General features: G+C 60.7%; 24 protein-coding genes and 1 other annotated feature. Of the genes, 9 read left to right on the top strand and 15 right to left on the bottom strand.

What is annotated here, in order from left to right:
* Window positions 1–2 precede the first annotated feature (2 nt).
* The 4 genes from thrB to CPH57_RS23930 form a co-directional block, all read right to left on the bottom strand.
* Entirely contained in the window at window positions 3–932 is a 930-nt protein-coding gene (gene thrB / locus CPH57_RS23945; protein ID WP_004932993.1) for a homoserine kinase, read from the bottom strand.
* Between the two features lies 1 nt (window position 933).
* Window positions 934–3,393, bottom strand: a complete 2,460-nt coding sequence (thrA, locus tag CPH57_RS23940; protein WP_033641811.1) for a bifunctional aspartate kinase/homoserine dehydrogenase I — start codon at window positions 3,391–3,393, stop codon at window positions 934–936.
* A 24-nt stretch (window positions 3,394–3,417) separates the two neighbouring features.
* Window positions 3,418–3,535 (bottom strand) — a sequence feature (Thr leader region).
* Window positions 3,474–3,542 (bottom strand): thr operon leader peptide, encoded by a 69-nt coding sequence (gene thrL / locus CPH57_RS23935; RefSeq protein WP_099785730.1) that lies wholly within the window; start codon window positions 3,540–3,542, stop codon window positions 3,474–3,476. It overlaps the preceding feature by 62 nt.
* 212 nt (window positions 3,543–3,754) lie before the next feature.
* Entirely contained in the window at window positions 3,755–4,444 is a 690-nt protein-coding gene (locus CPH57_RS23930; protein ID WP_033641810.1) for a tRNA/rRNA methyltransferase, read from the bottom strand.
* Between the two features lie 629 nt (window positions 4,445–5,073).
* Here CPH57_RS23930 and arcA point away from each other — a divergent pair.
* Window positions 5,074–5,790 (top strand): two-component system response regulator ArcA, encoded by a 717-nt coding sequence (gene arcA / locus CPH57_RS23925; RefSeq protein WP_004933003.1) that lies wholly within the window; start codon window positions 5,074–5,076, stop codon window positions 5,788–5,790.
* A gap of 51 nt (window positions 5,791–5,841) precedes the next feature.
* Here the strand turns inward: arcA and creA are convergent, their stop codons facing one another.
* Window positions 5,842–6,321: a protein CreA gene (gene creA / locus CPH57_RS23920; protein ID WP_033641809.1), complete on the bottom strand. Its 480-nt coding sequence runs from the start codon at window positions 6,319–6,321 to the stop codon at window positions 5,842–5,844.
* 342 nt (window positions 6,322–6,663) lie between these two features.
* On the opposite strand from creA, the gene robA reads away from it, so the two are divergent.
* Window positions 6,664–7,533 (top strand): MDR efflux pump AcrAB transcriptional activator RobA, encoded by an 870-nt coding sequence (gene robA, locus CPH57_RS23915; protein WP_033641808.1) that lies wholly within the window; start codon window positions 6,664–6,666, stop codon window positions 7,531–7,533.
* On the opposite strand, the gene gpmB is transcribed toward robA, so the two are convergent.
* Complete coding sequence (gpmB, locus tag CPH57_RS23910; RefSeq protein WP_025305227.1) at window positions 7,530–8,177, bottom strand: 2,3-diphosphoglycerate-dependent phosphoglycerate mutase GpmB; 648 nt, start codon at window positions 8,175–8,177, stop codon at window positions 7,530–7,532. The genes robA and gpmB overlap by 4 nt on opposite strands.
* 101 nt (window positions 8,178–8,278) lie before the next feature.
* Here gpmB and yjjX point away from each other — a divergent pair, with 101 nt between their 5' ends.
* Window positions 8,279–8,797 (top strand): inosine/xanthosine triphosphatase, encoded by a 519-nt coding sequence (gene yjjX, locus CPH57_RS23905; protein WP_033641807.1) that lies wholly within the window; start codon window positions 8,279–8,281, stop codon window positions 8,795–8,797.
* Between the two features lie 11 nt (window positions 8,798–8,808).
* Here yjjX and trpR read toward each other — a convergent pair whose 3' ends face one another.
* Window positions 8,809–9,138 (bottom strand): trp operon repressor, encoded by a 330-nt coding sequence (trpR, locus tag CPH57_RS23900; protein ID WP_016929152.1) that lies wholly within the window; start codon window positions 9,136–9,138, stop codon window positions 8,809–8,811.
* 54 nt (window positions 9,139–9,192) lie between these two features.
* On the bottom strand, window positions 9,193–11,121 hold the full coding sequence (gene sltY, locus CPH57_RS23895; protein ID WP_033641806.1) for a murein transglycosylase: 1,929 nt from the start codon (window positions 11,119–11,121) through the stop codon (window positions 9,193–9,195).
* A gap of 632 nt (window positions 11,122–11,753) precedes the next feature.
* Here sltY and CPH57_RS23890 point away from each other — a divergent pair.
* The 4 genes from CPH57_RS23890 to ettA all read left to right on the top strand — a co-directional run bounded on the left by CPH57_RS23890 (window position 11,754) and on the right by ettA (window position 15,955).
* Window positions 11,754–12,365 carry a YfiR family protein gene (locus CPH57_RS23890; protein ID WP_033651698.1) on the top strand — a complete coding sequence of 204 codons (612 nt, stop codon included), beginning with the start codon at window positions 11,754–11,756 and terminating at the stop codon, window positions 12,363–12,365.
* Window positions 12,362–13,609: a diguanylate cyclase domain-containing protein gene (locus tag CPH57_RS23885; protein ID WP_033641804.1), complete on the top strand. Its 1,248-nt coding sequence runs from the start codon at window positions 12,362–12,364 to the stop codon at window positions 13,607–13,609. Before CPH57_RS23890 ends, CPH57_RS23885 begins: the two co-directional genes overlap by 4 nt.
* A 38-nt stretch (window positions 13,610–13,647) precedes the next feature.
* Window positions 13,648–14,145: an OmpA family protein gene (locus tag CPH57_RS23880; protein ID WP_033641803.1), complete on the top strand. Its 498-nt coding sequence runs from the start codon at window positions 13,648–13,650 to the stop codon at window positions 14,143–14,145.
* Window positions 14,146–14,287: 142 nt separating this feature from the next.
* Window positions 14,288–15,955: an energy-dependent translational throttle protein EttA gene (gene ettA / locus CPH57_RS23875; protein WP_025159620.1), complete on the top strand. Its 1,668-nt coding sequence runs from the start codon at window positions 14,288–14,290 to the stop codon at window positions 15,953–15,955.
* Window positions 15,956–15,985: 30 nt separating this feature from the next.
* Here ettA and CPH57_RS23870 read toward each other — a convergent pair whose 3' ends face one another.
* A complete protein-coding gene (locus tag CPH57_RS23870; protein WP_033651700.1) occupies window positions 15,986–16,891 on the bottom strand; it encodes an AraC family transcriptional regulator in 906 nt (301 codons plus the stop codon).
* Window positions 16,892–16,998: 107 nt separating this feature from the next.
* Window positions 16,999–17,910, bottom strand: a complete 912-nt coding sequence (locus CPH57_RS23865) for a LysR family transcriptional regulator (protein WP_096242800.1) — start codon at window positions 17,908–17,910, stop codon at window positions 16,999–17,001.
* 97 nt (window positions 17,911–18,007) lie between these two features.
* On the opposite strand from CPH57_RS23865, the gene CPH57_RS23860 reads away from it, so the two are divergent.
* Window positions 18,008–19,009: a zinc-binding alcohol dehydrogenase family protein gene (locus CPH57_RS23860; protein ID WP_096242799.1), complete on the top strand. Its 1,002-nt coding sequence runs from the start codon at window positions 18,008–18,010 to the stop codon at window positions 19,007–19,009.
* A 31-nt stretch (window positions 19,010–19,040) separates the two neighbouring features.
* Here the strand turns inward: CPH57_RS23860 and CPH57_RS23855 are convergent, their stop codons facing one another.
* From CPH57_RS23855 to serB, 4 genes are all read right to left on the bottom strand, one after another.
* Window positions 19,041–20,474 (bottom strand): glycosyltransferase family 39 protein, encoded by a 1,434-nt coding sequence (locus CPH57_RS23855; RefSeq protein WP_033641799.1) that lies wholly within the window; start codon window positions 20,472–20,474, stop codon window positions 19,041–19,043.
* Between the two features lie 133 nt (window positions 20,475–20,607).
* The gene (gene nadR, locus CPH57_RS23850) at window positions 20,608–21,882 is read right to left on the bottom strand and encodes a multifunctional transcriptional regulator/nicotinamide-nucleotide adenylyltransferase/ribosylnicotinamide kinase NadR (protein WP_033641798.1); all 1,275 of its coding nucleotides are present in this window, start codon (window positions 21,880–21,882) and stop codon (window positions 20,608–20,610) included.
* Between the two features lie 58 nt (window positions 21,883–21,940).
* The gene (gene radA / locus CPH57_RS23845) at window positions 21,941–23,326 is read right to left on the bottom strand and encodes a DNA repair protein RadA (protein ID WP_004933048.1); all 1,386 of its coding nucleotides are present in this window, start codon (window positions 23,324–23,326) and stop codon (window positions 21,941–21,943) included.
* Between the two features lie 19 nt (window positions 23,327–23,345).
* Window positions 23,346–24,323 (bottom strand): phosphoserine phosphatase, encoded by a 978-nt coding sequence (gene serB / locus CPH57_RS23840; RefSeq protein WP_042783658.1) that lies wholly within the window; start codon window positions 24,321–24,323, stop codon window positions 23,346–23,348.
* 110 nt (window positions 24,324–24,433) lie between these two features.
* On the opposite strand from serB, the gene CPH57_RS23835 reads away from it, so the two are divergent.
* Window positions 24,434–25,117 (top strand): YtjB family periplasmic protein, encoded by a 684-nt coding sequence (locus CPH57_RS23835; protein ID WP_033641796.1) that lies wholly within the window; start codon window positions 24,434–24,436, stop codon window positions 25,115–25,117.
* 169 nt (window positions 25,118–25,286) lie between these two features.
* Here CPH57_RS23835 and deoD read toward each other — a convergent pair whose 3' ends face one another.
* Entirely contained in the window at window positions 25,287–26,018 is a 732-nt protein-coding gene (gene deoD, locus CPH57_RS23830; protein ID WP_004933059.1) for a purine-nucleoside phosphorylase, read from the bottom strand.
* Window positions 26,019–26,082: the final 64 nt, after the last annotated feature.

Genomic DNA, 26,082 nt, shown 5'->3' with positions numbered 1-26,082 from the left:
CGTTATCCCAGTAGTCGAGCGCCTGCGGTATCCAGACGGCAAATATGAACAAAACCTTCGTCGTTTTGCAGATAGTGTTGTTGCAGCCAGGCGGCCATGCGTTGCGCGGTGGCGCCGTCGTTGCAGACGGCGAACAGCGTCGGGCCAGAGCCGGAGATGCCGCAGGCCAACGCGCCGATCTCCTGCGCCGCCTTGCGCGCTTCGGCGAAGCCCGGCAGCAGCCGGGTGCGGTACGGTTCGGCGATCACGTCCTGCATCAATTTGGCGGCCAGCTGCGGCTGCCGGGTATGGCAGGCGTGAATAAAGCCGGCCAGATAGCGGCCATGGCTGATGCAATCCTGACGACGGTATTGCGCGGGTAAAATGGCGCGCGCTTCGGCGGTGGACACTTTGATGCCCGGATAGGCCATAACCCACAGCCAATCGTCAAAGCACGGCACCTCCTGGCTGATAATGCCTTCTTCTTCCAGCATCAGCTGCAGGCCGCCCAAATAGCAAGGCGCCACGTTGTCATAATGCACGCTGCCGGAAATGCGCCCTTCCAGCTCGCCCATCAGGCCGAGCAGCGTCGTCTTATCCAACGGACGATCGCAGAATTCGTTCATCGCCATCAGCCCGGCGACCACCGAACAGGCGCTGGAACCCAGCCCCGATCCGATCGGCATGTTCTTTTCCAAACGCATCGCCACCGGCACTTCGCGGCCGATCTCCTGGCAGAAGCGCTCCCAGCATTGATAAACGATGTTCTCTTTCGGCTCGGCCGGCAGCTTGCTGACGAAGCGCCCGGCATTCTGCAAACTGAACGTCTCGGCGGCTTCGACGCTGACACAGTCGCCCAGCAGCGTGCCGTCGATCGGCGAAACCGCCGCGCCCAGCACGTCGAAACCGACGCTGACGTTGCCGATCGAGGCCGGTGCATACACCTTAACCATATTAAACTCCCAACTTCCATGACAGTGTGCGCAGCAGATCGGCGAATACGCCCGCTGCAGTCACATCGTTACCGGCGCCGTAGCCGCGCAGCACCAGCGGCAACGGCTGATAGTAGCGGCTGTAGAAGGCCAGCGCGTTCTCGCCGTTCTTCACTTTATACAACGGATCGTTGCCGTCCACCGCCTCAATGCGCACCTTGCAGCGCCCTTCGTCGATCAGGCCGACATAGCGCAGCACCTTGCCTTGCTCGGCGGCGTTGGCCACGTTGCGCGCGAACTCTTTATCCAGCTCCGGCAACCGCGCCAGGAAGGTGTCCACGTCGCCCGACGCGTCAAAGGACGGCGGCAGCACCGGCTCGACCTCGATATCGCTCAGTTCCAGTTTATAACCGGCCTCGCGCGCCAGGATCAGCAGCTTACGCGCCACATCCATCCCGGACAGATCGTCGCGCGGATCCGGCTCGGTGTAGCCGTTGGCCCGGGCCTGCAGGGTCGCCGCCGACAGCGACAGCCCTTCGTCCAGCTTGCCGAAGATAAAGGACAGCGAGCCGGACAGGATGCCGGAGAAACGCACCAGTTCATCGCCGGCGTTCAGCAGGTTTTGCAGGTTCTCAATCACCGGCAGACCGGCGCCGACGTTGGTGTCGTACAGGAACTTGCGGTGCGAACCGGCGGCGGCCGCGCGCAGCTGCTGATAATAGTTCATCGACGAGGTGTTGGCCTTTTTGTTCGGCGTCACCACATGGAAGCCGTCCGCCAGGAAGTCCACGTACTGATCGGCCACCGCCTGGCTGGAGGTACAGTCGACGATCACCGGGTTCAGCAGGTGATATTCCTTCACCAGCCGGATCAGACGACCGAGATTGAACGGCTCCTGCGCGCCGGCCAGCGCGTCGCGCCAGCTGTCCAGCGCGATGCCGTGCACATTGGTCAGCATCACGCGCGAGTTGGCGATGCCGCACACCCGCAGATCGATATGTTTTTGCTTCAGCCACGGCTGCTGGCGATAGATCTGCTCGATCAACGCCCCGCCGACGCCGCCGACGCCGATGACGAACACTTCGATCACCTGATCGGTGTTGAACAGCATCTGGTGGCTGACGCGCACGCCGGTGGTGGCGGAATCATTGCTGACCACCACCGAAATGGAACGTTCGGAAGACCCTTGGGCGATGGCGACGATATTGATGTTGGCGCGCGCCAGCGCGGAGAAGAAGCGTGCGGAAATGCCGCGCAGGGTGCGCATGCCGTCGCCGACCACCGAGATGATCGCCAGGCGTTCCATCACGTCCAGCGGATCCAGCACGCCGTCTTTCAGCTCCAGATAGAACTCCTCTTCCAGCGCGCGACGAGCGCGCTGCAGTTCACCCTGCGGCACGCAGAAGCTGATGCTGTATTCGGAAGAGGATTGGGTGATCAGCACCACCGAAATGCCGGCGCGCGACATCACGGCGAAGACCCGTGCGGCCATGCCGACCATGCCTTTCATGCCCGGGCCGGAGACGTTGATCATCGCCATGTTGTTCAGGTTGGTGATGCCCTTCACCGGCATATCGGCATCGGTGCTGTCTTTGCCGATCAGCGTGCCGGGGGCCTGCGGGTTGGAGGTGTTTTTAATCAGGCAAGGGATTTGGAACTGAGCAATCGGAGTGATGGTGCGGGGATGTAGCACTTTGGCGCCGAAATAGGAAAGCTCCATCGCTTCCTGATACGACATCGATTTCAGTAACCTGGCGTCCGGCACGGTGCGCGGATCGCAGGTATAAACGCCGTCGACGTCGGTCCAGATCTCGCAACAGTCGGCGCGCAGGCAGGCGGCCAGCACCGCGGCGGAATAGTCGGAACCGTTGCGGCCCAGCACCACCAGCTCGCCCTTGTCATTACCGGCGGTGAAACCGGCCATCAGCACGATGTGATCGGCCGGGATCGCCGCGGCGGCGATGCGCAGCGTAGACTCGGCGATGTCCACGGTGGACTCCAGGTAGTGGCCCTGCGCCAGCAGTTTCTCCACCGGGTTGATCACCGTGACCGGATAACCCTTGGCGCGGAACACCCCTTCCATGATGGCGATGGAGAGCTTTTCGCCACGGCAGATGATCGCCGCGTTCACGCTGTCCGGGCACTGCCCCAGCAGCGAGACGCCATGCAGCACCTGTTTGAGCTGCGCGAATTCCTGATCGACCACGCCTTTCAAACGATCGTATTCAAAGCCCGGCAGCGCCTGCGCCAGCCCGCTCAGCAGGTCGGCAAAGATCCGCTCGGCGTCGCTCATATTCGGCAGAATGTCCTGGCCCGCCACCGTTTTGTCGATCATCGCCACCAGATGGTTGGTGATCTTTGCGGGGGCGGACAAGACCGTGGCTACCTGTCCCTGACGCGCGTTACTCTCCATGATGTCGGCGACGCGCAGAAAACGTTCCGCATTCGCTACCGAGGTTCCGCCAAATTTCAGCACTCGCATTTGTGATCTCTCCGAATTTAAGCCGAAAAAAAAGCCCGCACTGATTAGGTGCGGGCTTTTTTCTGTGTTTCCTGTGCGCGTCAGCCCGCCCCGTTACCTGTGGTATCGGTGGTGGTAATAATTGTGGTAGTCAGGCTGATATTGCGCATGTTGTCTGTCTGTCTCATGAAATACTCTGTCCCCTCTATTGGTTAAAGCAATCGCTATCCCAAGTCAAACGATTTCTTTTTTTTGCTTATTTTCCGTTCAGCGGCGGTAATGCGCGATGCAACAGGTAAAAAGCGAAATGACAGAACAAAAAAACAACCTAAAGCCGGTTTAATAGTGGATCACACTGAGTAACCGCCTGCTGGAGCCGCTATCACTTGGCGAGTTTTTTTTCGATGTCGTGCAGCAGCGTATGCAGCATCGCCGTATCTCGCTGCGGCAACGCACCGAGGCGCTGGTGCAGCCAGTCGCGCAATTTTTGGTCATCGCCGACCTCCAGGGCATCCAACAAAGCATCGGCGCGGCGGCGCAACGCCCTGAGTTGCCCTTCAGGCGCCGCAGCCTCCTGCGGCGCGGCGTTGACGCCCATCAGGCTCGCCAACTGGTAGCAGTACACCATCACCGCCTGGCCCAGGTTGAGCGACGGATAGTCCGCCTGCATCGGCACGCCGGTCAGCAAATCCGCCAGCGCCAGCTCTTCGTTGGTCAGGCCGGAATCTTCGCGGCCGAATACCAGCGCGGCCTGGCCGACCCACTGCTTACGCTCACTCAGCTGTTCCAGCAGCTCAGGCGGCGTGCAGTAGTAGTGAAAACGCGCGCGACTGCGGGCGGTGGTGGCGACGGTGAAATCCACATCCGCCAGCGCCTGTTCCAGCGTGGCGAACGTTTGCACGCCGTCGAGGATCTCGCCGGCCCCATGTGCCACCCAGCGCGCCGCCGGCTGCAGATGCGCCTCGCTGTCGACGATGCGCAACGAAGCGAAACCCATGGTTTTCATCGCGCGCGCCGCCGCGCCGACGTTTTCCGGCCGCGCCGGAGCCACTAGAACAATATGAAGCTGCATCACTCTTCCACCGAAGGCGGGCCTGCGTTTTTGACGATAGCGCAGCGCCCGCATGTATTTACAATTGCGTAACAATAAACGCGTTAATAGCAACAAACAAGATTAAACGGCTCGTTGAGCTAATAAACCTGTCGTAATAGTCATTATTCATGCTTATGTTTTACTGCATTTATTTATCAATGAGTTAAAACAACGCAATGATCAATAAGCGAATAATTGTATCCTATCGGGCCGGATAATGCTGAATCGTTCACAGAATTTGAGGTTCTGTGACTTAAACTGGCATTTCTGTAAGTGTTTTTCACAAATCTGTTAACGTGCTACAATTGAATTTGATATATGTCAACAAAGCGTAGTTTTGTTGGGTGATGAATTCGGCACGCGCTGTTATATTGCTGTTAATGGGGTTAGGATATGCGCCGTTTTGGCACCCAAGGGGTTGTAGGGAACGGCATCCCCACCAGGCTAGCGATCTTGTTGACATGAGATGGAAAGTGCATCAAGAACGAGTTTACGTACTTTAGTCATTTGCTGAGAGGGAACGTGGCGCTATCTCTGCCCTCCTCTAAGAAAACAGAGACTTCTGTACTTCCTATTTTCTATTTTGTTGGCAATTTTAGGTAGCAAATATGCAGACCCCGCACATTCTGATTGTCGAAGACGAGTTAGTCACTCGTAACACCCTGAAGAGCATTTTCGAGGCGGAAGGCTACATTGTTCATGAAGCCAATGATGGTGCAGAGATGCACAATATCCTGTCTGAAAATGATATCAATCTGGTCATCATGGACATCAATCTGCCAGGCAAAAACGGCCTGCTGTTGGCGCGCGAACTGCGTGAACAGGCCAGCGTCGCCTTGATGTTCCTGACCGGCCGCGATAACGAGGTGGATAAAATCCTCGGCCTGGAAATCGGCGCCGACGATTACATCACCAAACCGTTCAACCCGCGTGAGCTGACCATCCGCGCGCGCAACCTGCTGTCGCGCACCATGAATCTGGGCAGCCTCGGCGAAGAGCGCCGCCTGGTCGAGAGCTACAAGTTCAACGGGTGGGAGCTGGACATCAACAGCCGCTCTTTGATCAGCCCGGCCGGCGAACAGTACAAGCTGCCGCGCAGCGAATTCCGCGCCATGCTGCACTTCTGCGAAAACCCGGGCAAGATCCAGTCCCGCGGCGAACTGCTGAAGAAGATGACCGGCCGCGAGCTGAAACCGCATGACCGCACCGTGGACGTCACCATCCGTCGCATTCGCAAGCACTTCGAATCGACGCCGGACACGCCAGAAATCATCGCCACCATCCACGGCGAAGGCTACCGCTTCTGCGGCGATCTGGAAGAGTAATTCCAGCCTGCCGTCATGAAAACGGGGTTCAGCATGCTGAACCCCGTTTTTTTATTTTGCCTCAGCCCACGGCATGATCGGCACCGCGCTCAGCGCATTCTTCGGCGAGCCGTCGATCACCTTGTCGGAGTAGCTCAGGTAGATCAGCGAATTGCGTTTGGCGTCGTAGAAGCGCACCACCTGCAGCTTCTTGAACACCAGCGACGTGCGTTTCTGGAACACCACATCGCCTTCCGCCTTGCCGTTTTTGATCTTGTCACTCAGCTCGATAGGCCCGACCTGCTGGCAGGAAATGGCCGCGTCGGCGGTATCTTCCGCCAGGCCCAGCCCGCCTTTGATGCCGCCGGTTTTGGCGCGGCTGATATAACAAGTTACATTTTTAACATCCGGATCGTCGAACGCTTCGACCACGATTTTGTGGTCCGGCCCCAACAATTTAAACACCGTATCAACGGAACCCACTTGCTCCGCCTGTGCGCTTCCCACGGTTGCGCAAACCAAACCGAATAAAAATATCCAGCTTTTTTTCATTTACTTAACTCCGATATAACCTTGCCGCGAAAATGGGCTCGGCGATCACCATTATTTATGTCTAAGCTCACGGAATTGGGTTTTTACGGGTCCGCACCGTCCGTTTTAGCACAGAGCGTGACAAAAATCTTTGAGAGTCGCGGAGGAAAAAAATTGCTATGATGCGGCGTCGTTATTTCTTTGCGCCCACTACGGTGTACCCCAATCCAACTCTGGCGCGGCATGCGCAGCAGAGGCAAAGAGTGCAACCCATAATGGCTCATGGATCGGTCTGATAGCGCAGCACCAGCGTGACGAATCAACAGTTCGGGTTCCTACCCCCAAGCTTTACGAGGAAGTTCTATGGATCAAGCCGGTATCATTCGTGATCTGCTTAGCTGGCTGGAAAGCCATTTGGACCAACCCTTGTCGCTGGATAACGTGGCGGCCAAGGCTGGCTACTCCAAATGGCACCTGCAACGGATGTTCAAAGATATTACCGGTAATGCCATCGGTGCTTACATCCGGGCAAGAAGGCTGTCCAAGGCCGCCGTCGCGCTGCGCCTGACCAGCCGGCCGATTTTGGATATCGCTCTGCAATATCGCTTCGACTCGCAGCAGACCTTCACGCGCGCCTTCAAGAAACAGTTTGCGCAAACGCCGGCGCTGTACCGCCGCGCCGAAGACTGGAACGCGTTCGGCATCTGCCCGCCGATCCGTCTGGGGGCCTTCACTCTGCCGCAGCCCGAGTTCCTCTCGTTGCCGGATAAGCATCTGGTCGGCCTGACCCAAAGCTACTCCTGCACGCTGGAACAGATCACCACCGTGCGCACCGAGCTGCGCTCGCAGTTCTGGCGCCAGTTCCTCGGCGAAGTCGAAACCTTGCCGCCGGTGCTGTACGGGTTGCACCACTCGCGTCCGAGCCAGGAGAAGGACGACGAACAGGAAGTGCTGTACACCACGGCGCTGGAGCCGGATCAGGTGCCTGATAAAGTGCAGGAAGTTCAACCGCTGGTGCTGCCGGGCGGCGAATTTGCAATGTTCAGCTATGAAGGGCCCATCGGAGGCCTGCAGGACTTTATCCTGACGGTCTACGGCACTTGCCTGCCGGAGCTCAAACTGACGCGCCGCAAAGGGCACGACATCGAGCGCTTCTACCCGAAAGGCGAGCGCCGTCCGCATCAGGCGCCTACCGAGATCAAGTGCGATTACCTGATCCCGATTCGACGTTAACGCTGCAGTTCGTCCAACGCGGGCATGTCCAGATGCGTGACATCGCCCGCCGTTTCGACGATCCAGCCGGAAGCCAGCCACGGGCTCTGCTGGTGATCGACGCGCGACAGTGAGCAGTTGCGCAAGCGCAGGCGACGTTCCGCATAGGCCGGCAGCCCGAGCACCGTACTGATCAAACACCCCAACGCGATGCCATGGCTGACGAGCAGCGGCTTGCTGCCCTCCGGCAGCATCAGGCAGCTCTCCAGCGCAGCGCGCATGCGCTCGCCCAGCTCCTCCATGGATTCGCCTTGAGGGATACGGCCGTCAGGAGTACCATCGACCATCTGTTTGCGCCACTGTTCTTCCTGCGGCGTCAAACTGTCGATCAGGCGTTCTTCCAGAACCCCCATGTGCAGCTCACGCAAACGCGGATCGCCAATCACTTCGCAGCCACAGGCTTCGGCGATGATCTGCGCGGTGCGGCGCGTGCGCCCCAGGTCGCTGGTAATGATATGCGTAATGCCTTCTTTGCTGACGCGCCTGGCGACCAGACGGGCCTGGTGTTCCCCCATGGCGGTTAACGGGCTGTCGGACTGACCCTGGATGCGGCGAGCCGCGTTCCATTCCGTTTCGCCGTGGCGAACGAGGTATACCTGTAACATTTTTGTTTTCCGTTATACTGCGTGAAATTTGCGTTTATCCCCGGCCCGGCGGCGCTTTTGCCGCTGCCCGGCGTATCGGCCAGAAGGATATCAAACCCGTTATGTACCATGTTGTCGCTGCAACTACCAACCCGGCAAAGATCAAGGCTATTCAATTGGCCTTCGATGACGTCTTCGGCGCAGGCCAATACCGCATTGAACCCGTCGACGTCGCCAGCGGCGTTTCGCTGCAGCCGATAGGCAATCACGAAACGCGCACCGGTGCGCGTCAACGCGTGATGGAAGCGCGCCAGGTCAGGCCCGAGGCCGATTTTTGGGTCGGCGTGGAAGCCGGGATTGAGGAGAATATGACCTTCGCCTGGATGACCATCGAGAACCCGTCCATCCGCGGCGAATCCCGCTCGGCGAGCCTGATGCTGCCGGAAGTCATCTTACAAGGTATTCGCGAAGGCCGCGAATTGGGCAGCGAAATGGCGACGATCACCGGCAACGCCGAGGTGAAGCGCCAGGGCGGCGCCATCGGCGTCTTCACCGACGGCCGGCTGAGCCGCACCAGCGTTTATCATCAGGCGCTGCTGCTGGCGCTGGTGCCGTTTCACAACGCCATCTATCAGCAATAACGCAGAGTCTGCTAGGGCGCGTCGTGCAGCAACTGCTGCTCAAGCCACTGTTTCAGCGCGGGTGAAGCCGCTTTCAGGCTGTTAGAACCGCGGGTGATGGTGGCGATCCCCGCGCCCAGTTCATTTTTCAGCTCGCGCTGGCTCATCTCGCCGCGCATCAGTTCCTGAATGATCCGCACCCGGGTGCCCAGCGCGGTGCGCTCGTCCGGCGTCAGCATCAATTGCAACAGCGGTTGATGCAGTTCTTGCGCAAACGAATTCTGCAGCAGCGCGACGAAGCGCAGCCAATCCTCATTGCCTTGTTCTGAAAGAGCGGGGTCGTTTAACGATAATTGCGTCATGGCAGCCACCATACTATTTAACTAGTACAGCAGCATACCATAGGGCCGTCAAAATCAATAACGTCTCTGCCACTCGGCGTCGGTCAGCACCTTGGCTGGCCGGTGCGTCAGATAGCGGTAAAACGCATCGTAAGCCAGCACGTTCTTGACGTAGCCGCGGGTTTCCGAGAACGGAATGCTTTCGATGAACGCTACCGGATCGATCCGCCCCGCGCTGTTGCCCAGCCAGGTGTTCACTCGCGACGGGCCGGCGTTATAAGCGGCGCTCGACAGAATGCGGTTGCGGCCGAACTGCTGATAGACCGACTCCAGATAGCTGGTGCCAATGGTGATGTTGGTCTGCGGATCGAACAATTGGCTCGGCCCGACATAGCCGGGAATATTGTACATCTGCACCGTATGCTGCGCGGTGCGCGGCATGACCTGCATCAGGCCGGAGGCGCCGACCGGCGACTGCGCCTTCGGATTCCAGGCGCTCTCCTGACGCGCGATCGCCATCGCATAGCTGCTGGTGATCCCCTTGTCATCGGTGGCGCGGCGGAACTCCTGCGGCCAGGCGACCGGGAAACGCTCTTCCAGATGATCCCACAGCTTGCCGACGATGGTCGCCTGCACGCTCAGATCGGCCCATTTTTGCTCAAAGGCGTAACGCGCCAGCGCCTCTTGTTCAGGCCGGCTGCGGCTGGCGACATAGGAACCCCACTCGCTGCGGGCCAGGTTGTCCATATTCCAGTACATCAGCTCGCGCACTCGGGCCACTTCCGGCCCGTCGGTCAGCGACGCGCGCGGCTTGGCCGCCACCGCCACCATCACCGGATAGGTTGCGTTCAGCTTCTGCGCCGCCACCATCGGATAGAAGCCGCGTTCGGTCATCAGGTTGCGCAACATCTCCTCGCCTTCGGCGCGTTTGCCTTCGTCCATCAGCTGACTGGCGCGCCAGTAGCGCCACTCATCCTTGTTGCGCGACTCTTCCGGCAAGCGAGCCAGCCAGGTCGCGACGCCCTGCCGATCGCCGTTGCCCAGCGCCATGCGCACCCGACGCTCCAGCAGCGAAGGCGAACGGCTGCGCAGAATCACCTGATCGCGCCACTGCGCCTGTTCATAGGTAGCGTCGCTGCCCATCAGGCGCCAGGCCACCGCCTCTTCCAGCCCCAGCCGCTCCTCGTCGCTCATTTTCTGCAGCCGCGCGAGCGTCGGGATCATCGCCCGCGCGTTTTCCACATCCTGCCGCGCCAGGCGCTCAAAGGCGATGCCGGTGGCGGCACGGGTAAAGTCGGTCGGCCCTACGCTGCGGGCGAAGGCTTCCACGGTGGTCGGATCGTTTTGCAAGCGCACCAGAGCGTTGCCCATGGTTTGATAGTCGGCCGGCAGTTGGCTGTAGAGGTTGCTGACCAGCGAGCTGTTGCCCTCTTTCAGCGCCAGCTTCATGCGCGCCAGAATATCGAGCGGCGTTTGCTTGCCTGCGCCGCGCCAGACGCTGAACAGCCGATCGCAGGCGCTCGGCAGCGTTTTGCCGTTCAGCCACAGCTCGTCGGCGCCGCTCCAGGCCGCCTGCTGGTCGCCGGTAGCCCATTTGGCGTAGTAATAGTTGCAGCGCGCCGCCACCGGTTTGGGCGGCTGTGGGCTGAAGGCCAGCAGGGTGCGCCAATCTTCGCGCCGCGCCAGTTCATTGACGAAGCGCGGCGCCAGCGATTTCGCCGGCGGCAGCGTCGGGTTGCGTTTGATAAAGTCGTTCACTTCGGAGAACCCCGCCTGACTCAGATCCTGAGTCAGCTCGCGGTATTCCAGATAAGGATAAAGCGGGTAATCGCGCAGCGTCGGCATCAGCTGCGCCACCACGTCCATCTGATTGCCGTCCCACGCCTGCTTGATCTGCTGGTAGCGCTGACGTTGCGCATCCAGAGAATCCGCCAGCGCCGCGCCGGAAAACGCCGTCAGGCACAGCCCCATCGCCAACAGCCGTCGCTTGTCCACCTTGACCATCCTCGCTCTTTCCTCACTGATTGTGCCGCGGGAGCCGCCCAGCTCCCCGGTAACCGCCGCGCCACGGCGCCGCAGAACAAAATAAAACCGGGCGCACGGCCCGGACGCAGATATCTACCATAGACAGCGCAATCGCTCATCCATTCAATACTGTAGAAGAAGAAGTGTATCGCCATGATCGGAGCCAGGTAAAAAACGTTTACTTTGGCTGACAAATCAGGGCGGCGGGATATTATCGCCGGCCGGATTTTTATTAGCCGCAACGGCATTTATTGGAAAAGTAAAATACTTTCTAATTATTAGTTATCACATTATTGCATTTAAGAGATAACGCCGACGTTGCGCAAATCGCCTGACAGCTGGCCAAACGCGCCAACTTTGCAGAAAAGCGGTGGCAAACCCGAGAGGGCATTTTTATACTATCAAAAATAAGTAGGATAATTCCGAGAAAACAGCACATAAAGCGCCCAACGAAGACATCTTATAATACAATCCGCGCCAATTATGGGTAGATAGTGTTCATTAGGCAGTGCGACTGACAGCTTTCAGCAAAACGATTGTCCCTTCAAGCGGGCCGGATTTTTACTTGTCGGGCCACGGCCTGCGGGCGGTGGATCAGGCCGGAATGGCGGGTGAAGATGGCGAGTAATACCGCGATAACGATGCGTTGCGCAAAAAGCCCCGTGCCGGGCTTCCTTGCCGCACGCCTGAATATCGGCCGCCTGTTGCTGATCGTTTTGTTGGCGCTGCTGACGTTGCCCGGGCCTGCGCGCGCCGCCGATGATCCCTATCAACAGCGCACGCACGCCGTGACGACCGTGGTGGTAGGCATCATCAGCTACGCCCGCTGGTCACGTGAACCCAATCCGATCCGGTTGTGCGTGACCGCACCCACCCAGTATGCCGAGGGGCTGTTCGATCCGATCCTGCTCAGCGCGCCGCGTCCGATTAAAACCGAACGCGTGCCGTTCGACAGCCCGACGCTGAGTACCGGCTGCGATGTCATCTATTTAGGGAACATCAACGCCGCGCAGAGACAAAATTTCATGCAGCGCATTTCCGGCAACTCCATTCTCAGCATCAGCGAGAACGATAGCGAATGCTCCGCCGGCAGCGCATTTTGCCTGCAGATCAACGGCGACCAGGCCGGCTTCAAGGTCAACCTGGACGCCCTGGCGCGCAGCGGCGTGCGCGTTCACCCCAACGTGCTGCAGCTGGCGCGCAAACAGGCGCCGCCGCTATGAGGCTATTGCGTAGAAACCGTTCCGGCAATGCGCGCCCGACGTTGGGCCGAGTGCTGCAGCGGGTGCATCTTGGGCTGGCGTTGATCGCCGTCGGCACCGCCGGCATCTTTCTGACGCTGGTGGCGCTGTTCGCGCTGCGCGCCTATGCCAACCACAACCTGCACCTGATCGCGCGCTCCATCAGCTATACGGTTGAAGCGGCAGTGGTGTTTGGCGATCGCCCCTACATTCGCGAGGCGATGGTGCTGATCGCCGCCAAAGAAGAGGTGTCGGAGGCCAAAATTCTGAACAACGCCGGTGACGTGCTGGTCAGTTGGCATCGTCCCAAAGATGGCCCGCTGCACGGCATGGAGCAGGTTATCGCCCACTGGGCGCTGCCCGAGCCGGTCATCCTGCCTATCTCCCACGAGGGCAAACAGGTCGGCCAGGTCTGGCTGAGCGGCAACGGCGGCAGCCTGTTGCGTTTCCTGTTGCGCGGGCTGGTCGGCATGATCGCCTGCATGGTGCTCAGTACCCTGTGCGCCCTGGTGTTGTCGCGCCGCATGCTGGTCGGCATCGTCAGTTCGTTGGACGACATCGCCAACGTGGCGCATGCGGTGCGGCGAGATCGCACCTTCGGCCTGCGGGTGCCCTCGGCGCCGATCGCCGAGCTGCATGAGCTCAGCAATGATTTCAATGGCTTGCTCGATGAACTGGAGGCCTGGCAGGCCCATCTGAAGCAGGAAAACGACTCGCTGGCCCACCGGGCGACGCACGACAGCCTGACCGGCTTGCCGAACCGCGCCTTCTTCGAAGGCCGGCTGAGCCGCGCCCTGGGCGATATCGCGCCGCCGGCGAAATTGGCGGTGCTGTTTATCGACGGCGATCGCTTCAAGGAAGTGAACGACAGTTACGGTCACGCCGCGGGCGATGCGGTGCTGACCACCATTGCCGGACGCATTCGCGCGCAGCTGCGCGAAACCGATCTGGTCGCACGCCTGGGAGGAGATGAATTCGCCGTGCTGCTGGCGCCGGTGCACAGCACGGAAGATGTCTTGCAGATCGCCGACAACATCATCGATTGCATGACGCAACCGGTTATTTTACCGAACGACGAGACAATCATTACCTCTCTGAGTATCGGCATTGCGCTGTACCCTGATCACGCGTCGACGCCTCAGGGTCTTTTGCACGAAGCTGACGATGCGATGTATCAGGCAAAGCATCGTTATAACGGAGGCTGGCGGCTGGCTATACATAAATAAGAGCCCCGGCTATAACACTTGAACTAGGGATTTTGACTATGATACAGCAACTGTTTAAAGGTCGTTTTTCACTGCTGACGATGGCGTTCGTCGCCCTGCTGGCGCTCGCCGGTTGCCAGAGCAAGCCGCAAGGCCTGACGCCCGAGCAGGTTGCGCTGCTGCAATCGCAGGGCTTCAAACTGACCGACAACGGTTGGGAATTCGGCCTGTCGGATAAAGTGCTGTTCGGCAACAACATCGGCAAGCTGAACCCGGAAAGCACCGAGACGGTGCAGAAGATGGGCCGCGCGCTGCTGAGCGTCGGTATCACCAAGTTCCGTCTGGACGGCCATACCGACAACTACGGCGAAGACAGCTATAACGATCAGCTCTCCCTGCGCCGCGCCGATGCGGTCGCCGATCTGCTGGCCAGCGTCGGTATTCCGCGCGCCAACATCGAAACCCGCGGCATGGGCAAGCGCGATCCCGTCGCCGACAACCGCACCTCCAGCGGCCGCGCGGAAAACCGCCGCGTCGCGATCGTCGTCACGCCATAAGCCACCAATATGCGCCTTTATCGGCGCATAAACGGTTATACTTAGCGATCGCTGAGCGATGTCTGGGATCCAAGATCGAAACGGGCTACACTCATGCCGCCAGACATCCTATAAATACTGATATAGAGAGGCTTAGAGCAACGTGGCTCAATACGTCTATACCATGCACCGCGTCGGCAAAGTGGTACCGCCGAAGCGTCATATTTTGAAAAACATCTCCCTGAGCTTCTTCCCTGGGGCAAAAATCGGCGTACTGGGCCTGAACGGCGCCGGTAAGTCCACCCTGCTGCGCATCATGGCCGGCATCGATACCGATATCGAAGGGGAAGCGCGCCCGCAGCCGGGCATCAAGATCGGTTATCTGCCGCAGGAGCCGCAGCTTAACCTCGAACACACCGTGCGTGAGTCGGTGGAAGAAGCGCTGGCGGAAGTGGTCGGCGCGCTGAAACGCCTGGACGAAGTGTACGCGCTGTACGCGGAAGAAGGCGCAGACTTCGACAAGCTGGCCGCCGAACAGGGCCGCCTGGAAGAGATCATTCAGGCGCACGACGGTCACAACCTCAACGCGCAGCTGGAACGCGCTGCCGATGCGCTGCGCCTGCCGGACTGGGACGCCAAAATCGCCCATCTGTCCGGGGGTGAACGCCGCCGCGTCGCGCTGTGCCGCCTGCTGCTCGAAAAGCCGGACATGCTGCTGCTGGACGAACCGACCAACCACCTGGACGCCGAGTCCGTGGCCTGGCTGGAACGCTTCCTGCACGACTTCGAAGGCACCGTCGTGGCGATCACCCACGACCGCTACTTCCTGGATAACGTGGCCGGCTGGATCCTTGAACTGGACCGCGGCGAAGGCATTCCGTGGGAAGGCAACTACTCGTCCTGGCTGGAGCAGAAAGACGCGCGTCTGGCGCAGGAAGCGTCCGCCGAAGCCGCTCGTCGCAAGTCGATCGAGAAAGAGCTGGAGTGGGTGCGCCAGGGCGCCAAAGGCCGCCAGTCCAAAGGCAAGGCCCGTCTGGCCCGCTTTGAAGAGCTGAACAACACCGAATACCAAAAACGTAACGAAACCAACGAACTGTTCATTCCACCTGGCGCGCGCCTGGGCGATAAAGTGGTCGAAGTCAGCAACCTGCGCAAGTCTTACGGCGACCGCCTACTGATCGACGACCTGTCGTTCTCGGTGCCGAAAGGGGCGATCGTCGGCATCATCGGCCCGAACGGCGCGGGTAAATCCACGCTGTTCCGCATGATGTCCGGTCAGGAGCAACCTGATTCCGGCAGCATCGTGCTGGGCGATACCGTCAAGCTGGCGTCCGTCGATCAGTTCCGCGACAGCATGGACGGTTCGAAAACCGTGTGGGAAGAAGTCTCCGGCGGGCAGGACATCATGCGCATCGGCAACACCGAGATGCCGAGCCGCGCCTATGTCGGCCGCTTCAACTTCAAGGGCGTCGATCAGGGCAAACGCGTAGGCGAGCTGTCCGGCGGTGAGCGTGGCCGTCTGCACCTGGCCAAGCTGCTGCAGGTTGGCGGCAACGTGCTGCTGCTCGATGAACCGACCAACGACCTGGATATCGAAACCCTGCGCGCGCTGGAAAACGCCCTGCTGGAATTCCCAGGCTGCGCCATGGTGATCTCGCACGACCGTTGGTTCCTCGACCGTATCGCCACCCACATCCTGGACTACCAGGACGAGGGCAAGGTGGAATTCTTCGAAGGCAACTTCACCGAGTACGAAGAGTACAAGAAGCGTACGCTGGGCGCCGATGCGCTCGAGCCGCACCGCATCAAGTACAAAAAGATCGCCAAGTAATCCCCAAGGCGCCGCATGCGGCGCCTTTTTTTATGCCCGCGTCCGGCGATAATCGCGCGGTGAGCACGCCATCACGCGCTTGAAAGCATGGCTGAACGCGCTGTCGGAATCGTACCCCAAACGTTGCGCGATGATGGATACCGGTTCAACGCCGGTACGCAGCGCCCGCGCAGCCAGCAACATGCGCCAACGCGACACATACTCAAGCGGCGCCATTCCCGCCTTCTGCTTGAAGCGCAGCGCCAACGTCGAACGGGAAACGCTCGCCGCATCGGCCAATGACGCCACCGTCCAGCGACGGGCAGGATCGGCGTGTACTGCCTGCATCGCGGCGCCGATGCGCGGATCGAACAAGGCGGGCAGCCAGCCGGAGGCCGCGCCCTCCTCCCCCGTCAGGTAAATCCGCAGCGCCTGGGTCAGCATGATCTGCCCCAGATGATGCGTCATCAGCGCGCTACCCGGCGAAGGCTTTAACAGCTCGTCCGCCAGCCGCTGCAACGCCCATTGCAACACGGCGGCCTCTTCGGTGCCGCCTCGGATCACCATCAACGCCGGCAAACTCCCCAACAACCGCTCCACTTCCTCACCGAAGGTAAAACTCCCGCCGATAAACAGGCAATCCTCCGCCTCGCCGCAACTCGCCACGCCATTTTTCGCCTGCAGATAAAGTACGTCAGCATCGAGCGCCGGCAGCGACAGATCGCTGCCGACAGTGACCGGCAGGCTGCGGGTCAGCAGCAAGCAGTCGCCGGCCGCCAGCCGCAGCGGTTCGGCCAACCCTTCCGCCGCCAGCCAACAGCCGCCGCGCACCACCGCGTTGAATTTCCCGCTCTGCGGCGCAGGAAAATGAACGGCCCAGTCGCCGCCGGCCTTCAGGCCGCCGAAAAACGCATTCTGGCTGTTCAATGGCGCAAGCACTTCCGATAACGGATCCATACCCTCTCCCCCTAAGCCCCTTTCATGAGCATAGCCCGCGCCATGCTCCAGCCAAAGGTTTTAGGACGATGGCGACAGAAATTAGGCGTCGGCGTCATCTGCCAGGCCTACTCCCGCGTCAGCTCGCGCGCGTAGTCGTCAAACGCCGAGTGCTGCAATACCACATCGATGAAACAGGCCAGCGCCGGGGAATTCAGCTTGCGGCTCGGGTAAACCAGATACAGTTCATTCCCTTCTGCGCGCCAGGCCGGCAACACCTCCACCAACAGCTTCTGCGCCACCACCTCGCGGCTGAGAAACGCCGGCAGCAGCGTGATCCCCGCGCCGGCGATAGCGCATTCGCGCGCATACAGCAGATTGTCGGTGGTGTGCGCCAGCGGCAGCTGCCAGCGGTAATAATCGTCGCCGCAGCGCAGGTTCCAGGCCGTCCAGGCGCGGTGGGCAATGCAGCGATGCTGCTGCAGCTGCTGCGGGTGCTCGATCGGCGAGTGCTGCGCCAGATAGGACGGCGCAGCCAGCAGATAGCGCGGCGCATACCCGAGGCGGCGGCCGATCAGCGAAGAATCCTGCGGCTTGCCGGTGCGCAGCGCGGCGTCGAAGCCTTCCTGCACCAGATCCACCATGGCGTCGGATACCGACACCTCCAGCGATACGTCCGGGTACTGGCGCTGAAAATCCGCCGCCAGCCGCGCCACCAGGGTTGCCCCCAACCCGGCCGGCGTCGAGATGCGCAGGCGGCCGCTCGGGTTGTCGCGCAGCCGCTGCAGCGCCAGATCGGCCCGCTCGGCGGCGGACATCATCGCCTGGCAGTGTTCCAGATAGCGCTCGCCGGCGAAGGTCAGGTTCAGCTGGCGCGTGGTGCGGTTGAGCAAACGCAGCCCCAGCGTCTGTTCGAGCTGGCTGATGCGCTGACTGACGCTGGACTTCGGCAACCCGACACGCTGCGCGGCGGCGGTGAAGCTGCCGCACTCCGCCACCAGCGCGAACAGCGCCATGTCCTGCAGCTGTTTGAACTCCATTGTTCACCTCTGACGAACACTCAGTTAGATATTGTCCATCTTATCACCCCACTGCCGCGGGTCTACACTGGGGACATCATTTGAAAGGAGCACAATCATGTCGATAAAAGCCATTGCCGTAGACCCGCAGAACCCCGCCGGTTTCATCGAAATCTCACCGGAGATGCCGGTGCCCGGCCAGTACGATCTGCTGGTGGAAGTGAAAGCGGCCTCGGTCAACCCGGTGGATACCAAAGTGCACGCCGGTCTGCAGAAAAGCGGCCTGCAGCAGCCGCGCGTCCTCGGCTGGGACGCCAGCGGCGTCGTGCTGGACGTGGGCAGCGGTGTCAGCGGCTTCAAGCCCGGCGATGAAGTGTGGTACGCCGGCGATATCACCCGGCCCGGCAGCAACAGCAGCCACCAACTGATCGACTCTCGCATCGCCGCGCACAAACCGCGCAGCCTGAACTGGGCGGAGTCCGCCGCCATGCCGCTCACCGCCCTCACCGCCTGGGAGGCGCTGTTCGAGCACCTGAACATTCAGGATGCGCCGGAGCACAAGACGCTGCTGATCATCGGCGGCGCCGGCGGGGTCGGCTCGCTGGCCATTCCGCTGGCCGCGCTGCGCAGCAAGGTGAAAGTGATCGCCACCGCGTCCAGGCCGGAATCCGCCGCCTGGTGCCGCGAGCGGGGCGCCGACCTGGTGGTGGACTACCGCGATTTGAAGGGCAACCTGGCGCAACACGGCATCGAGCAGGTGGATTACATCCTCTGTCTGAACGATACCGACGGCCACTGGCCGGCGATGGCCGAACTGATCGCGCCGCTCGGCCATATCTGCACCATCGTCGAGAACGCGCTGCCGTTGGATCAAAACGCGCTGAAGCTGAAAAGCGCCGCGCTGCACTGGGAATTCATGTTCACCCGCAGCATGTTCACCACCCCGGACATCGCGCAGCAAGGCCGGATCCTGCAGCAGGTGGCGCAACTGCTGGACGACGGCAAACTGAGCACCACGCTGAGCGAAACCCTGCACGGGCTGTCGGTAGACACGCTGACCGCCGCGCACCAACAGCTGCTCGGCGGCCATATGCAAGGCAAGCTGGTTATCGCTTACTGAGTTCGCATCGCGGCGGTGCTCTGCGCCGCCGTTACTGCGGGCGAACAAAGCCAACGCACAGCACCTGCTCGTCGCTCTGCGGATCGGCGCGGAAGGTCAGCGTCTGCTGCCAGTCGAGGCGCATCTTCGGCCAGTGGGCCAGTTCGCCGCCGAAGTCGCTGTGCGCGCAGTCTTCACCCAACCGACCGAACAGGGCGACGCCATGCTGCGCAATCTGCGGATAGCTGATGTTGACGTTGTAGATGTTCGGCCGCGTATGATTGGACCAGCGCGTAATGGTTTGCGGCCGGGAACCGGCATACACCGTCATCCACTGCGACAGGTATTCGCCGCCGACGTAACGCAGACTGACGCCATACCGCTCCTGCCACAGCTGCTCCACTCCAGCGCTGAACGCCTTGATGCCCACCATTTTCTGACCGGCATTGCGCACGTTGCCCAGCATCACCGCGGCATACCCCAGATAGACCGCCAGCGCCGCGCACATCAGCCCAATAGTCGCCGCCCGCAGCGAACGCACCGGCGGCTGACGCACGCAGCCGACCAGCAGCGCGGGCGCCAGCATGAAGAACGGCTGCAGCCACTCGGTCAAGCGGCCGCCGACGTTGAAGGAGAACCAAAAGGTAATGATGCCGAGCGGCAGCAGGTAGATCCACAGCAGCACCCGCATCGGCAAGGCTTTCGGCCAGGCCAGCACCGCCCCGCTGCGGCGCAGGATCCACCACAGCACCAGCGACGGATAGAACACCAGCAGCAGCGACTGCAGCATGTCGAGATTGAGCTGCATCTTGATCTGCGAATCCACCCACTTAAAGGCGGCGAAGTCGTGGTTCCACAGCCAGAATACGTTCGGCAACACCAGTGCCAGCCAGATCGCCACCGCCAGATAGAACTGCGGTTGGCGATAGCAGCGACGGATCTGCGGCACGAACAGCGTCGACAGCGCCGCGAAATAGACGAAGGCGAAGGTCGAATACTTCGCCATCATCGCCAGACCGGCGGCCAACGCGAAGGCCGGCCACCAGTTGGCCGAACGGGAAATCGCCATGTGGAAGAACAGCGCCATCCACGGCCACAGCATCACCAACAGGTAGTTGTCGTTGTAGGGAATGATGTCGAAATTGATGATGCCGGACAGGTTGAGCGTCAGCAGCGCCATCCAGGCCAGCGAAGTGCTGCCGCTCAGGCGTCGCGCCAACAGCCAGACGCCCAACATGCCGATGGCGATGGCGATGAAGTGCCCGCCGTACCAGTAAACGTTCAGCGGCAGCCACGACAGCCAGATCGCCGGCTGCATCGCCGCACCGACCAACCAAGGATTTTTCGGTGAGCCCCACTCGCCGTTGAGGCCCCAATTGAGCGCCTCGACGGCGTCGTAAGGCAGGGTAGGATCGAGATGAACGGTCAGCAGCGTCCAGGCTGCGGCATAGCAGATCAACCAGAGAGCGAGTAAGCGATAAGACATGTCTTCTTCTGAGCGTTATTGTAAAGAAAACCTTAACGTAGTCGCTACCGAATGAACCATGTTTAAACAGGCCTTTAAATGTGCGTCCGTGCGGCCGTTTCTGCCGCGCGATCGCACATTACGCTAATTTTTCTCAGCCTGCGGCGTGGCGCTGGGCGGGCGCATTCGCCAGCCGGCCGGCGTCCGCCGCCAGCAGCTGTTGCACCAGCTCGACACAGCGCAGGAAGCGCTCTTCGTAATCGCTAGACTCAACGTGCACGTACTCGATGTTGTTGGCGCGCAGCATCTCCTCCAGCAGGCGCTGGAACGCCAGGCGATCGGCGGTGCTGCCAAGACTGCGCAGGCCGTCCGCCACCCACGGCGTGTTGTTTTCCAGCAGGATCACCAGATCGAAGCGGTATTCGTCGATCAGCGCCTGCACGAAGGGATGCTCACGCCCTTCGTACTTTTTGCAAAACGCCTGGGTGGTGACGAAATCGGTATCGATAAACGCCACCTTGTTGGCGTACTTGACCGCGAAATCCACGTATTGCGCCTGTCCGAGGGCAATTTTGTCGTAGTCGGAGTACTGCAGCGCCATCTCGTCGCCGCCCAGGTGCGAGAACACGTAATCGCGGCCATATTCCCAGGCGCTGGTGGTGTTGAAGATGTTGGCCAGCTTGTTGACCAGCGTCGATTTGCCGCTCGACTCGCCGCCGAGGATCGCCACGGTGCGCACGAAGAACGGTTTCACCTCGGTCGGGATGTAATCCCAATAGCGGAACGGATCCTGGCGGATCTGATTGCCGCTGATGTTCATGAACGAGCGTTCGGGGTCGACCAAAATGGTTTCGATGCCCAGATGCTCGCGGTAGCGCGGCGCATCCTGCGCTTCGCTGGAATAGATGAAGCTCGGCACGATGCCTTTCTGTTCCATAAAGGCCTTCATGCCGTCGCTCCACACGTTCCAGCCGTGCGGGTACGGTTCGATGCCCTGCTCGTCGAACGAGTGGATATGGATGTTTTTCTGGTACTTGAAGGTCTGCAGCAGCCAGCGCAGGCGATCGCTGACCGTCGGCTGTTGCGACATCGAACTGTTCTCGAACAGCTCACGGTCGCGCGGCTCGTCGTGGCACAAGATAACGTGCAGCTCATCCACCTGGCTGCAGGCGCGCTGGATCAGATAGATGTGGCCGGTATGCAGCGGGTAAAATTTACCAAACACCACGCCGACTTTGACCTCTTTGCGCGGGAACTCCAGCCCGAGAAAACGGTGCAGCGCCTCGAGCTTTTGCGCGCTCGGGCTTTTGATCTTGTCGTTCAACAGCTGGCTGAGATAGCCTTTGGTCATGCCGCTGGCATCCGCCACCTGCTGCAACGTGCAGCCCTTTTGCTTGATGGACGTCTTCAGGTAATCAAATTGCGGCATGGCCACCTCCGTTTAGTATGCTAAACAAAATAGCATATCTTTCTCGCCGTCGGCGACATTAATAAAACCCTTCCAGCACGTCCAGCGCGTCCGCCAGCTTCTTGACCCCGAACACCTGCATATTGGCCGGCGGCTTTTTCGGCATATTGCCGTGCGGCACGATGGCGCGTTTGAAACCGTGCTTGGCCGCTTCGGCGATCCGCTCCTGGCCGCTCGGCACCGGACGGATCTCACCCGCCAACCCCACTTCGCCGAACACCACCAAATCGTTCGGCAGCGGCCGATCGCGCAGGCTTGAGACCAGCGACATCAGCAGCGCCAGATCGGCGCTGGTCTCGCTGACCTTCACCCCGCCGACCACGTTGACGAACACGTCCTGATCCGACATCTGCAGCCCGCCGTGCCGGTGCAGCACCGCCAGCAGGATCGCCAACCGGTTCTGCTCCAGCCCCACCGCCACGCGGCGCGGGTTGGACATCATCGAATGATCCACCAGCGCCTGGATCTCCACCAGCAGCGGCCGGGTGCCTTCCCACACCACCATCACCGAACTGCCGGAGGTCACTTCGTCGCCGCGGCTGAGGAAGATAGCCGAAGGGTTGCTCACTTCGCGCAGCCCCTGTTCGGTCATGGCGAACACCCCCAGCTCGTTGACCGCGCCGAAGCGGTTCTTGTGGCTGCGCAGGGTGCGGAAGCGGGAATCGGCGTCGCCGTCCAGCAGCACCGAACAGTCGATGCAGTGTTCCAGCACTTTCGGCCCGGCCAGCGAGCCGTCTTTGGTGACGTGGCCGACCATCACGATCGCCACGCCGCGCGTCTTGGCGAAGCGCGTCAGATAGGCGGCGGTTTCCCGCACCTGCGCCACGCTGCCCGGCGAAGACTGAATGTCCGCCATGTGCATCACCTGAATCGAGTCGATCACCATCAGCTTCGGCTGTTCCTGCTCGGCGATCAGGCAGATCTGCTCGATGCTGGTTTCCGACAGCATGTTCAGGCCGCCGGTCGGCAGCCCCAGACGGTGGGCGCGCATCGCCACCTGCTGCAGCGATTCCTCGCCGGTGACGTACAGGGTTTTCATCTGTTCGGACAGTTTGCACAGCACCTGCAGCAACAGGGTGCTCTTGCCGGCGCCGGGGTTGCCGCCGATCAGAATCGCGCTGCCGGGCACCACGCCGCCGCCCAGCACGCGATCGAACTCGAGAAAGCCGGTGGTGAAGCGCGGCAGCGCCTCAAGGCTGATTTCCGACAGCTTCTGCACTTTGCTGACGCCGGCGTCGCCGGCATAGCCGCTGAGGCGATCGTTGCGCGCCGCAGCGGGCGACGCGGCCAAACGCACTTCCGTGATGGTGTTCCAGGCATGGCAGGCGCTGCACTGCCCCTGCCAACGCGGATAGTCCGCCCCGCACTCATTGCACACAAATGCCCGTTTTGCCGCTTTTGCCACGTCTTACCTCAATCTTTCGTTATCGCACTTCGTGTTTCAGGCTGCCGGTAAGAATACACAGCACGCCCATCAAATCCGCATGCCGGATCGCCACCTGCGCTTTTTCATACACTTTCGGTTTGGCGTGGTAGGCGATGCCCAGCCCCGCCGCCTGCATCATTTTCAAATCGTTGGCGCCGTCGCCGATGGCCACGGTCTGCGCCAGCGGGATCTCCAGCTTCTCCGCCAGCCGCAGCAGCGTATCGGCTTTGAACTGCGCGTCCACCACCGGCCCCAGCACTTCGCCGGTCAGCTTGCCGTCGCGGATCTCCAGCTCGTTGGCCGCCGCCGCCACCAGCCGCAGCCGGTTGCGCAGGTATTCGGCGTAGTAGGTGAAGCCGCCGGAGGCGATCGCCACATGCCAGCCCATCGCCTGCAGCTTGCCCACCAGGCTGGTCAGCCCCGGCATCAGCGGCAGCTCGTCGCGCACCTGCTTAAGGATGTTGGCGTCGGCCCCTTTCAGCGTGCCGACGCGCTGGCGCAGGCTGGCGGTAAAGTCCAGCTCGCCGCGCATCGCGCGTTCGGTCACTTCCGCCACCTGCTCGCCGACGCCCGCCAGCTTGGCGATCTCATCGATGCACTCGATCTCGATCGCCGTTGAATCCATGTCCATCACCAGCAGCCCCGGCGTGCGCAGGTGCGGGATTTTGCCGAGCGGCGCCACATCCAGCCCGCTCTCTGCCGCCAGCAGCTTGGCGCGCGGCGTCAAGGTGCCCGCCAGCCGCACCACCTGATAGTCGTCCACGCCCCAGGCGGTGACGATCACCATCGCCGCGCCCAGCTTGCGTTGGAATTGGGTAATGCGCGCCTTGTCCAGCGCCCTGCCATATAACAGCCACCCGGTATTGCCCGCCCGGTAGTCCAGCGGCATCACTTCGTCGCCGCTGAGCGAAAGGGGAAGACCCGGCCATTGAGAGATCTCCGCCGGAAGATCGCAATAGGTCAGACTGTTTGACATCATTGACTCCTGAATGGACAAAAACGCTGCATGATAAAACGACGCATCAAGCTATCCTATCGCCAGCGGTTCTGGCAACATAAAGTGTCCCCGATGCCCAAGGAACCTGCATGGCTCGCGCTAAACTGAAATTTCGCCTGCACCGCACCGCTATTATCCTGATTTGCCTGGCTTTGCTGGTGCTGCTGATGCAGGGCGCCTCTTATTTTAGCCTGAGTCACCAAATGGCGCGATCCGAGCAGGTGGAAGAGCTGGCGCAGACGCTGACCAAACAGGTCGCCTACAGCCTGGCGCCGCTGCTGGACGACGACGGCAACAATCCGCGCATCGACGCCATCCTCAAGCAGCTCACCGATCACAGCCGCATTCTCGACGTCAGCGTGTATCAGTTGGACGGCACGCTGGTCTCCCACGCCGGGGAACAGATAAGTATACGCGATCGCCTGTCGCTCGACGGCAAACGCGCCGGCAGCTACTTCAACCACCAGTTGGTCGAATCCATTCAGGGCAAAGACGGCCCGATCGGCTTTATCCGCATCACCCTCGACACCCACGTGCTGGCGACCGAATCCAAGCAGGTGGACAACACCACCAACCTGCTGCGCCTGATGATCCTGCTGGCGCTGGCGATCGGCATCATTCTGGCGCGTACCCTGCTGCAACACCGCCGCAGCCGCTGGCAGCAGTCGCCCTACCTGTTGACCGCCAACACACCACTGGAAGAAGGCAATACGGTGGAAGACGATGAAGACGATGCGCCGGAGAAAAAACAGGAAGCGCCTAAGCAGGGGTAATTCAGGCCAGGCGTTGAATGCGTTCGTGCCGTTTTCTTGTCCTTTCGGTGAATAGATTGTCCGTAACAACGGGATCCACATCCAATTGAAAGGTAAAGCGTTAGCCAAAAACGGCCATGCGGAATGAATAGATTGACGGGCGGGCGCCATGACGACGCCCGCCGCGGTATTACGCTTTGTCGCCCAGCAGCACGGATTCCAGCGCGATAACGATCATTTCGTTAAAGGTGGTCTGGCGTTCCGCCGCCGTGGTCGCTTCGTGACGCAGGATGTGGTCGGACACGGTGCAGATGGTCAGCGCCTTACAGCCGAACTCTTCGTACAGCTCCGCCGCCACGCCGTAGATGCCGGCCGCTTCCATTTCCACACCCAGGATGCCGTACTTCTTCATCACCTGGAACATATCCGGATCCGGGGTGTAGAACAGATCGGCGGAGAAGATGTTGCCCACGCGCGCCGGGATGCCCTGCGCCGCCGCCGCGTCGACCGCGTTGCGCACCATGTCGAAGTCGGCGATCGCCGCGTAGTCGTTGTCCTTGAAGCGCAGACGGTTCACCTTGGAGTCGGTGCACGCGCCCATGCCGATCACCACGTCGCGCAGTTTGATATCGTCACGCACCGCGCCGCAGGACCCCACGCGAATGATCTTCTTCACGCCGAATTCGGCGATCAGCTCGCGCGCGTAGATGGAGCAGGACGGAATGCCCATGCCGTGGCCCATTACGGAGATGCGGCGGCCTTTGTAGGTGCCGGTGAAACCCAACATGCCGCGCACGTTGTTCACTTCCACCGCGCCTTCCAGGAAGGTTTCGGCGATGTATTTTGCGCGCAGCGGGTCGCCCGGCATCAGTACTACGTCAGCGAAATCACCCATCTCAGCATTAATGTGCGGCGTAGCCATAATTTTCTTCCTTTAGAAATCTTATTTAATAAAAACGTCAAACATCCAAGCCTTGAATTTCGAG

Source organism: Serratia sp. JKS000199, from assembly GCF_900215455.1.
In the GTDB taxonomy this organism is placed as follows: Bacteria; Pseudomonadota; Gammaproteobacteria; order Enterobacterales; family Enterobacteriaceae; genus Serratia; species Serratia ureilytica.
Note: the sequence above shows the minus strand (reverse complement) of the source record. Positions and strands in the feature narration are given on the sequence as shown.

What these genes read in the sequence shown, in the direction of transcription:
- sltY (WP_033641806.1), bottom strand. Translation starts at nt 11,121, where the DNA reads ATGGTCAAGGTGGACAAGCGACGGCTGTTGGCGATGGGGCTGTGCCTG.
- CPH57_RS23930 (WP_033641810.1), bottom strand. Translation starts at nt 4,444, where the DNA reads ATGCAGCTTCATATTGTTCTAGTGGCTCCGGCGCGGCCGGAAAACGTC.
- CPH57_RS23860 (WP_096242799.1), top strand. Translation starts at nt 18,008, where the DNA reads ATGTCGATAAAAGCCATTGCCGTAGACCCGCAGAACCCCGCCGGTTTC.
- nadR (WP_033641798.1), bottom strand. Translation starts at nt 21,882, where the DNA reads ATGCCGCAATTTGATTACCTGAAGACGTCCATCAAGCAAAAGGGCTGC.
- robA (WP_033641808.1), top strand. Translation starts at nt 6,664, where the DNA reads ATGGATCAAGCCGGTATCATTCGTGATCTGCTTAGCTGGCTGGAAAGC.
- CPH57_RS23865 (WP_096242800.1), bottom strand. Translation starts at nt 17,910, where the DNA reads ATGGAGTTCAAACAGCTGCAGGACATGGCGCTGTTCGCGCTGGTGGCG.
- CPH57_RS23870 (WP_033651700.1), bottom strand. Translation starts at nt 16,891, where the DNA reads ATGGATCCGTTATCGGAAGTGCTTGCGCCATTGAACAGCCAGAATGCG.
- yjjX (WP_033641807.1), top strand. Translation starts at nt 8,279, where the DNA reads ATGTACCATGTTGTCGCTGCAACTACCAACCCGGCAAAGATCAAGGCT.
- CPH57_RS23885 (WP_033641804.1), top strand. Translation starts at nt 12,362, where the DNA reads ATGAGGCTATTGCGTAGAAACCGTTCCGGCAATGCGCGCCCGACGTTG.
- thrB (WP_004932993.1), bottom strand. Translation starts at nt 932, where the DNA reads ATGGTTAAGGTGTATGCACCGGCCTCGATCGGCAACGTCAGCGTCGGT.
- deoD (WP_004933059.1), bottom strand. Translation starts at nt 26,018, where the DNA reads ATGGCTACGCCGCACATTAATGCTGAGATGGGTGATTTCGCTGACGTA.
- creA (WP_033641809.1), bottom strand. Translation starts at nt 6,321, where the DNA reads ATGAAAAAAAGCTGGATATTTTTATTCGGTTTGGTTTGCGCAACCGTG.
- CPH57_RS23835 (WP_033641796.1), top strand. Translation starts at nt 24,434, where the DNA reads ATGGCTCGCGCTAAACTGAAATTTCGCCTGCACCGCACCGCTATTATC.
- trpR (WP_016929152.1), bottom strand. Translation starts at nt 9,138, where the DNA reads ATGACGCAATTATCGTTAAACGACCCCGCTCTTTCAGAACAAGGCAAT.
- gpmB (WP_025305227.1), bottom strand. Translation starts at nt 8,177, where the DNA reads ATGTTACAGGTATACCTCGTTCGCCACGGCGAAACGGAATGGAACGCG.
- CPH57_RS23855 (WP_033641799.1), bottom strand. Translation starts at nt 20,474, where the DNA reads ATGTCTTATCGCTTACTCGCTCTCTGGTTGATCTGCTATGCCGCAGCC.
- serB (WP_042783658.1), bottom strand. Translation starts at nt 24,323, where the DNA reads ATGTCAAACAGTCTGACCTATTGCGATCTTCCGGCGGAGATCTCTCAA.
- arcA (WP_004933003.1), top strand. Translation starts at nt 5,074, where the DNA reads ATGCAGACCCCGCACATTCTGATTGTCGAAGACGAGTTAGTCACTCGT.
- thrA (WP_033641811.1), bottom strand. Translation starts at nt 3,393, where the DNA reads ATGCGAGTGCTGAAATTTGGCGGAACCTCGGTAGCGAATGCGGAACGT.
- CPH57_RS23880 (WP_033641803.1), top strand. Translation starts at nt 13,648, where the DNA reads ATGATACAGCAACTGTTTAAAGGTCGTTTTTCACTGCTGACGATGGCG.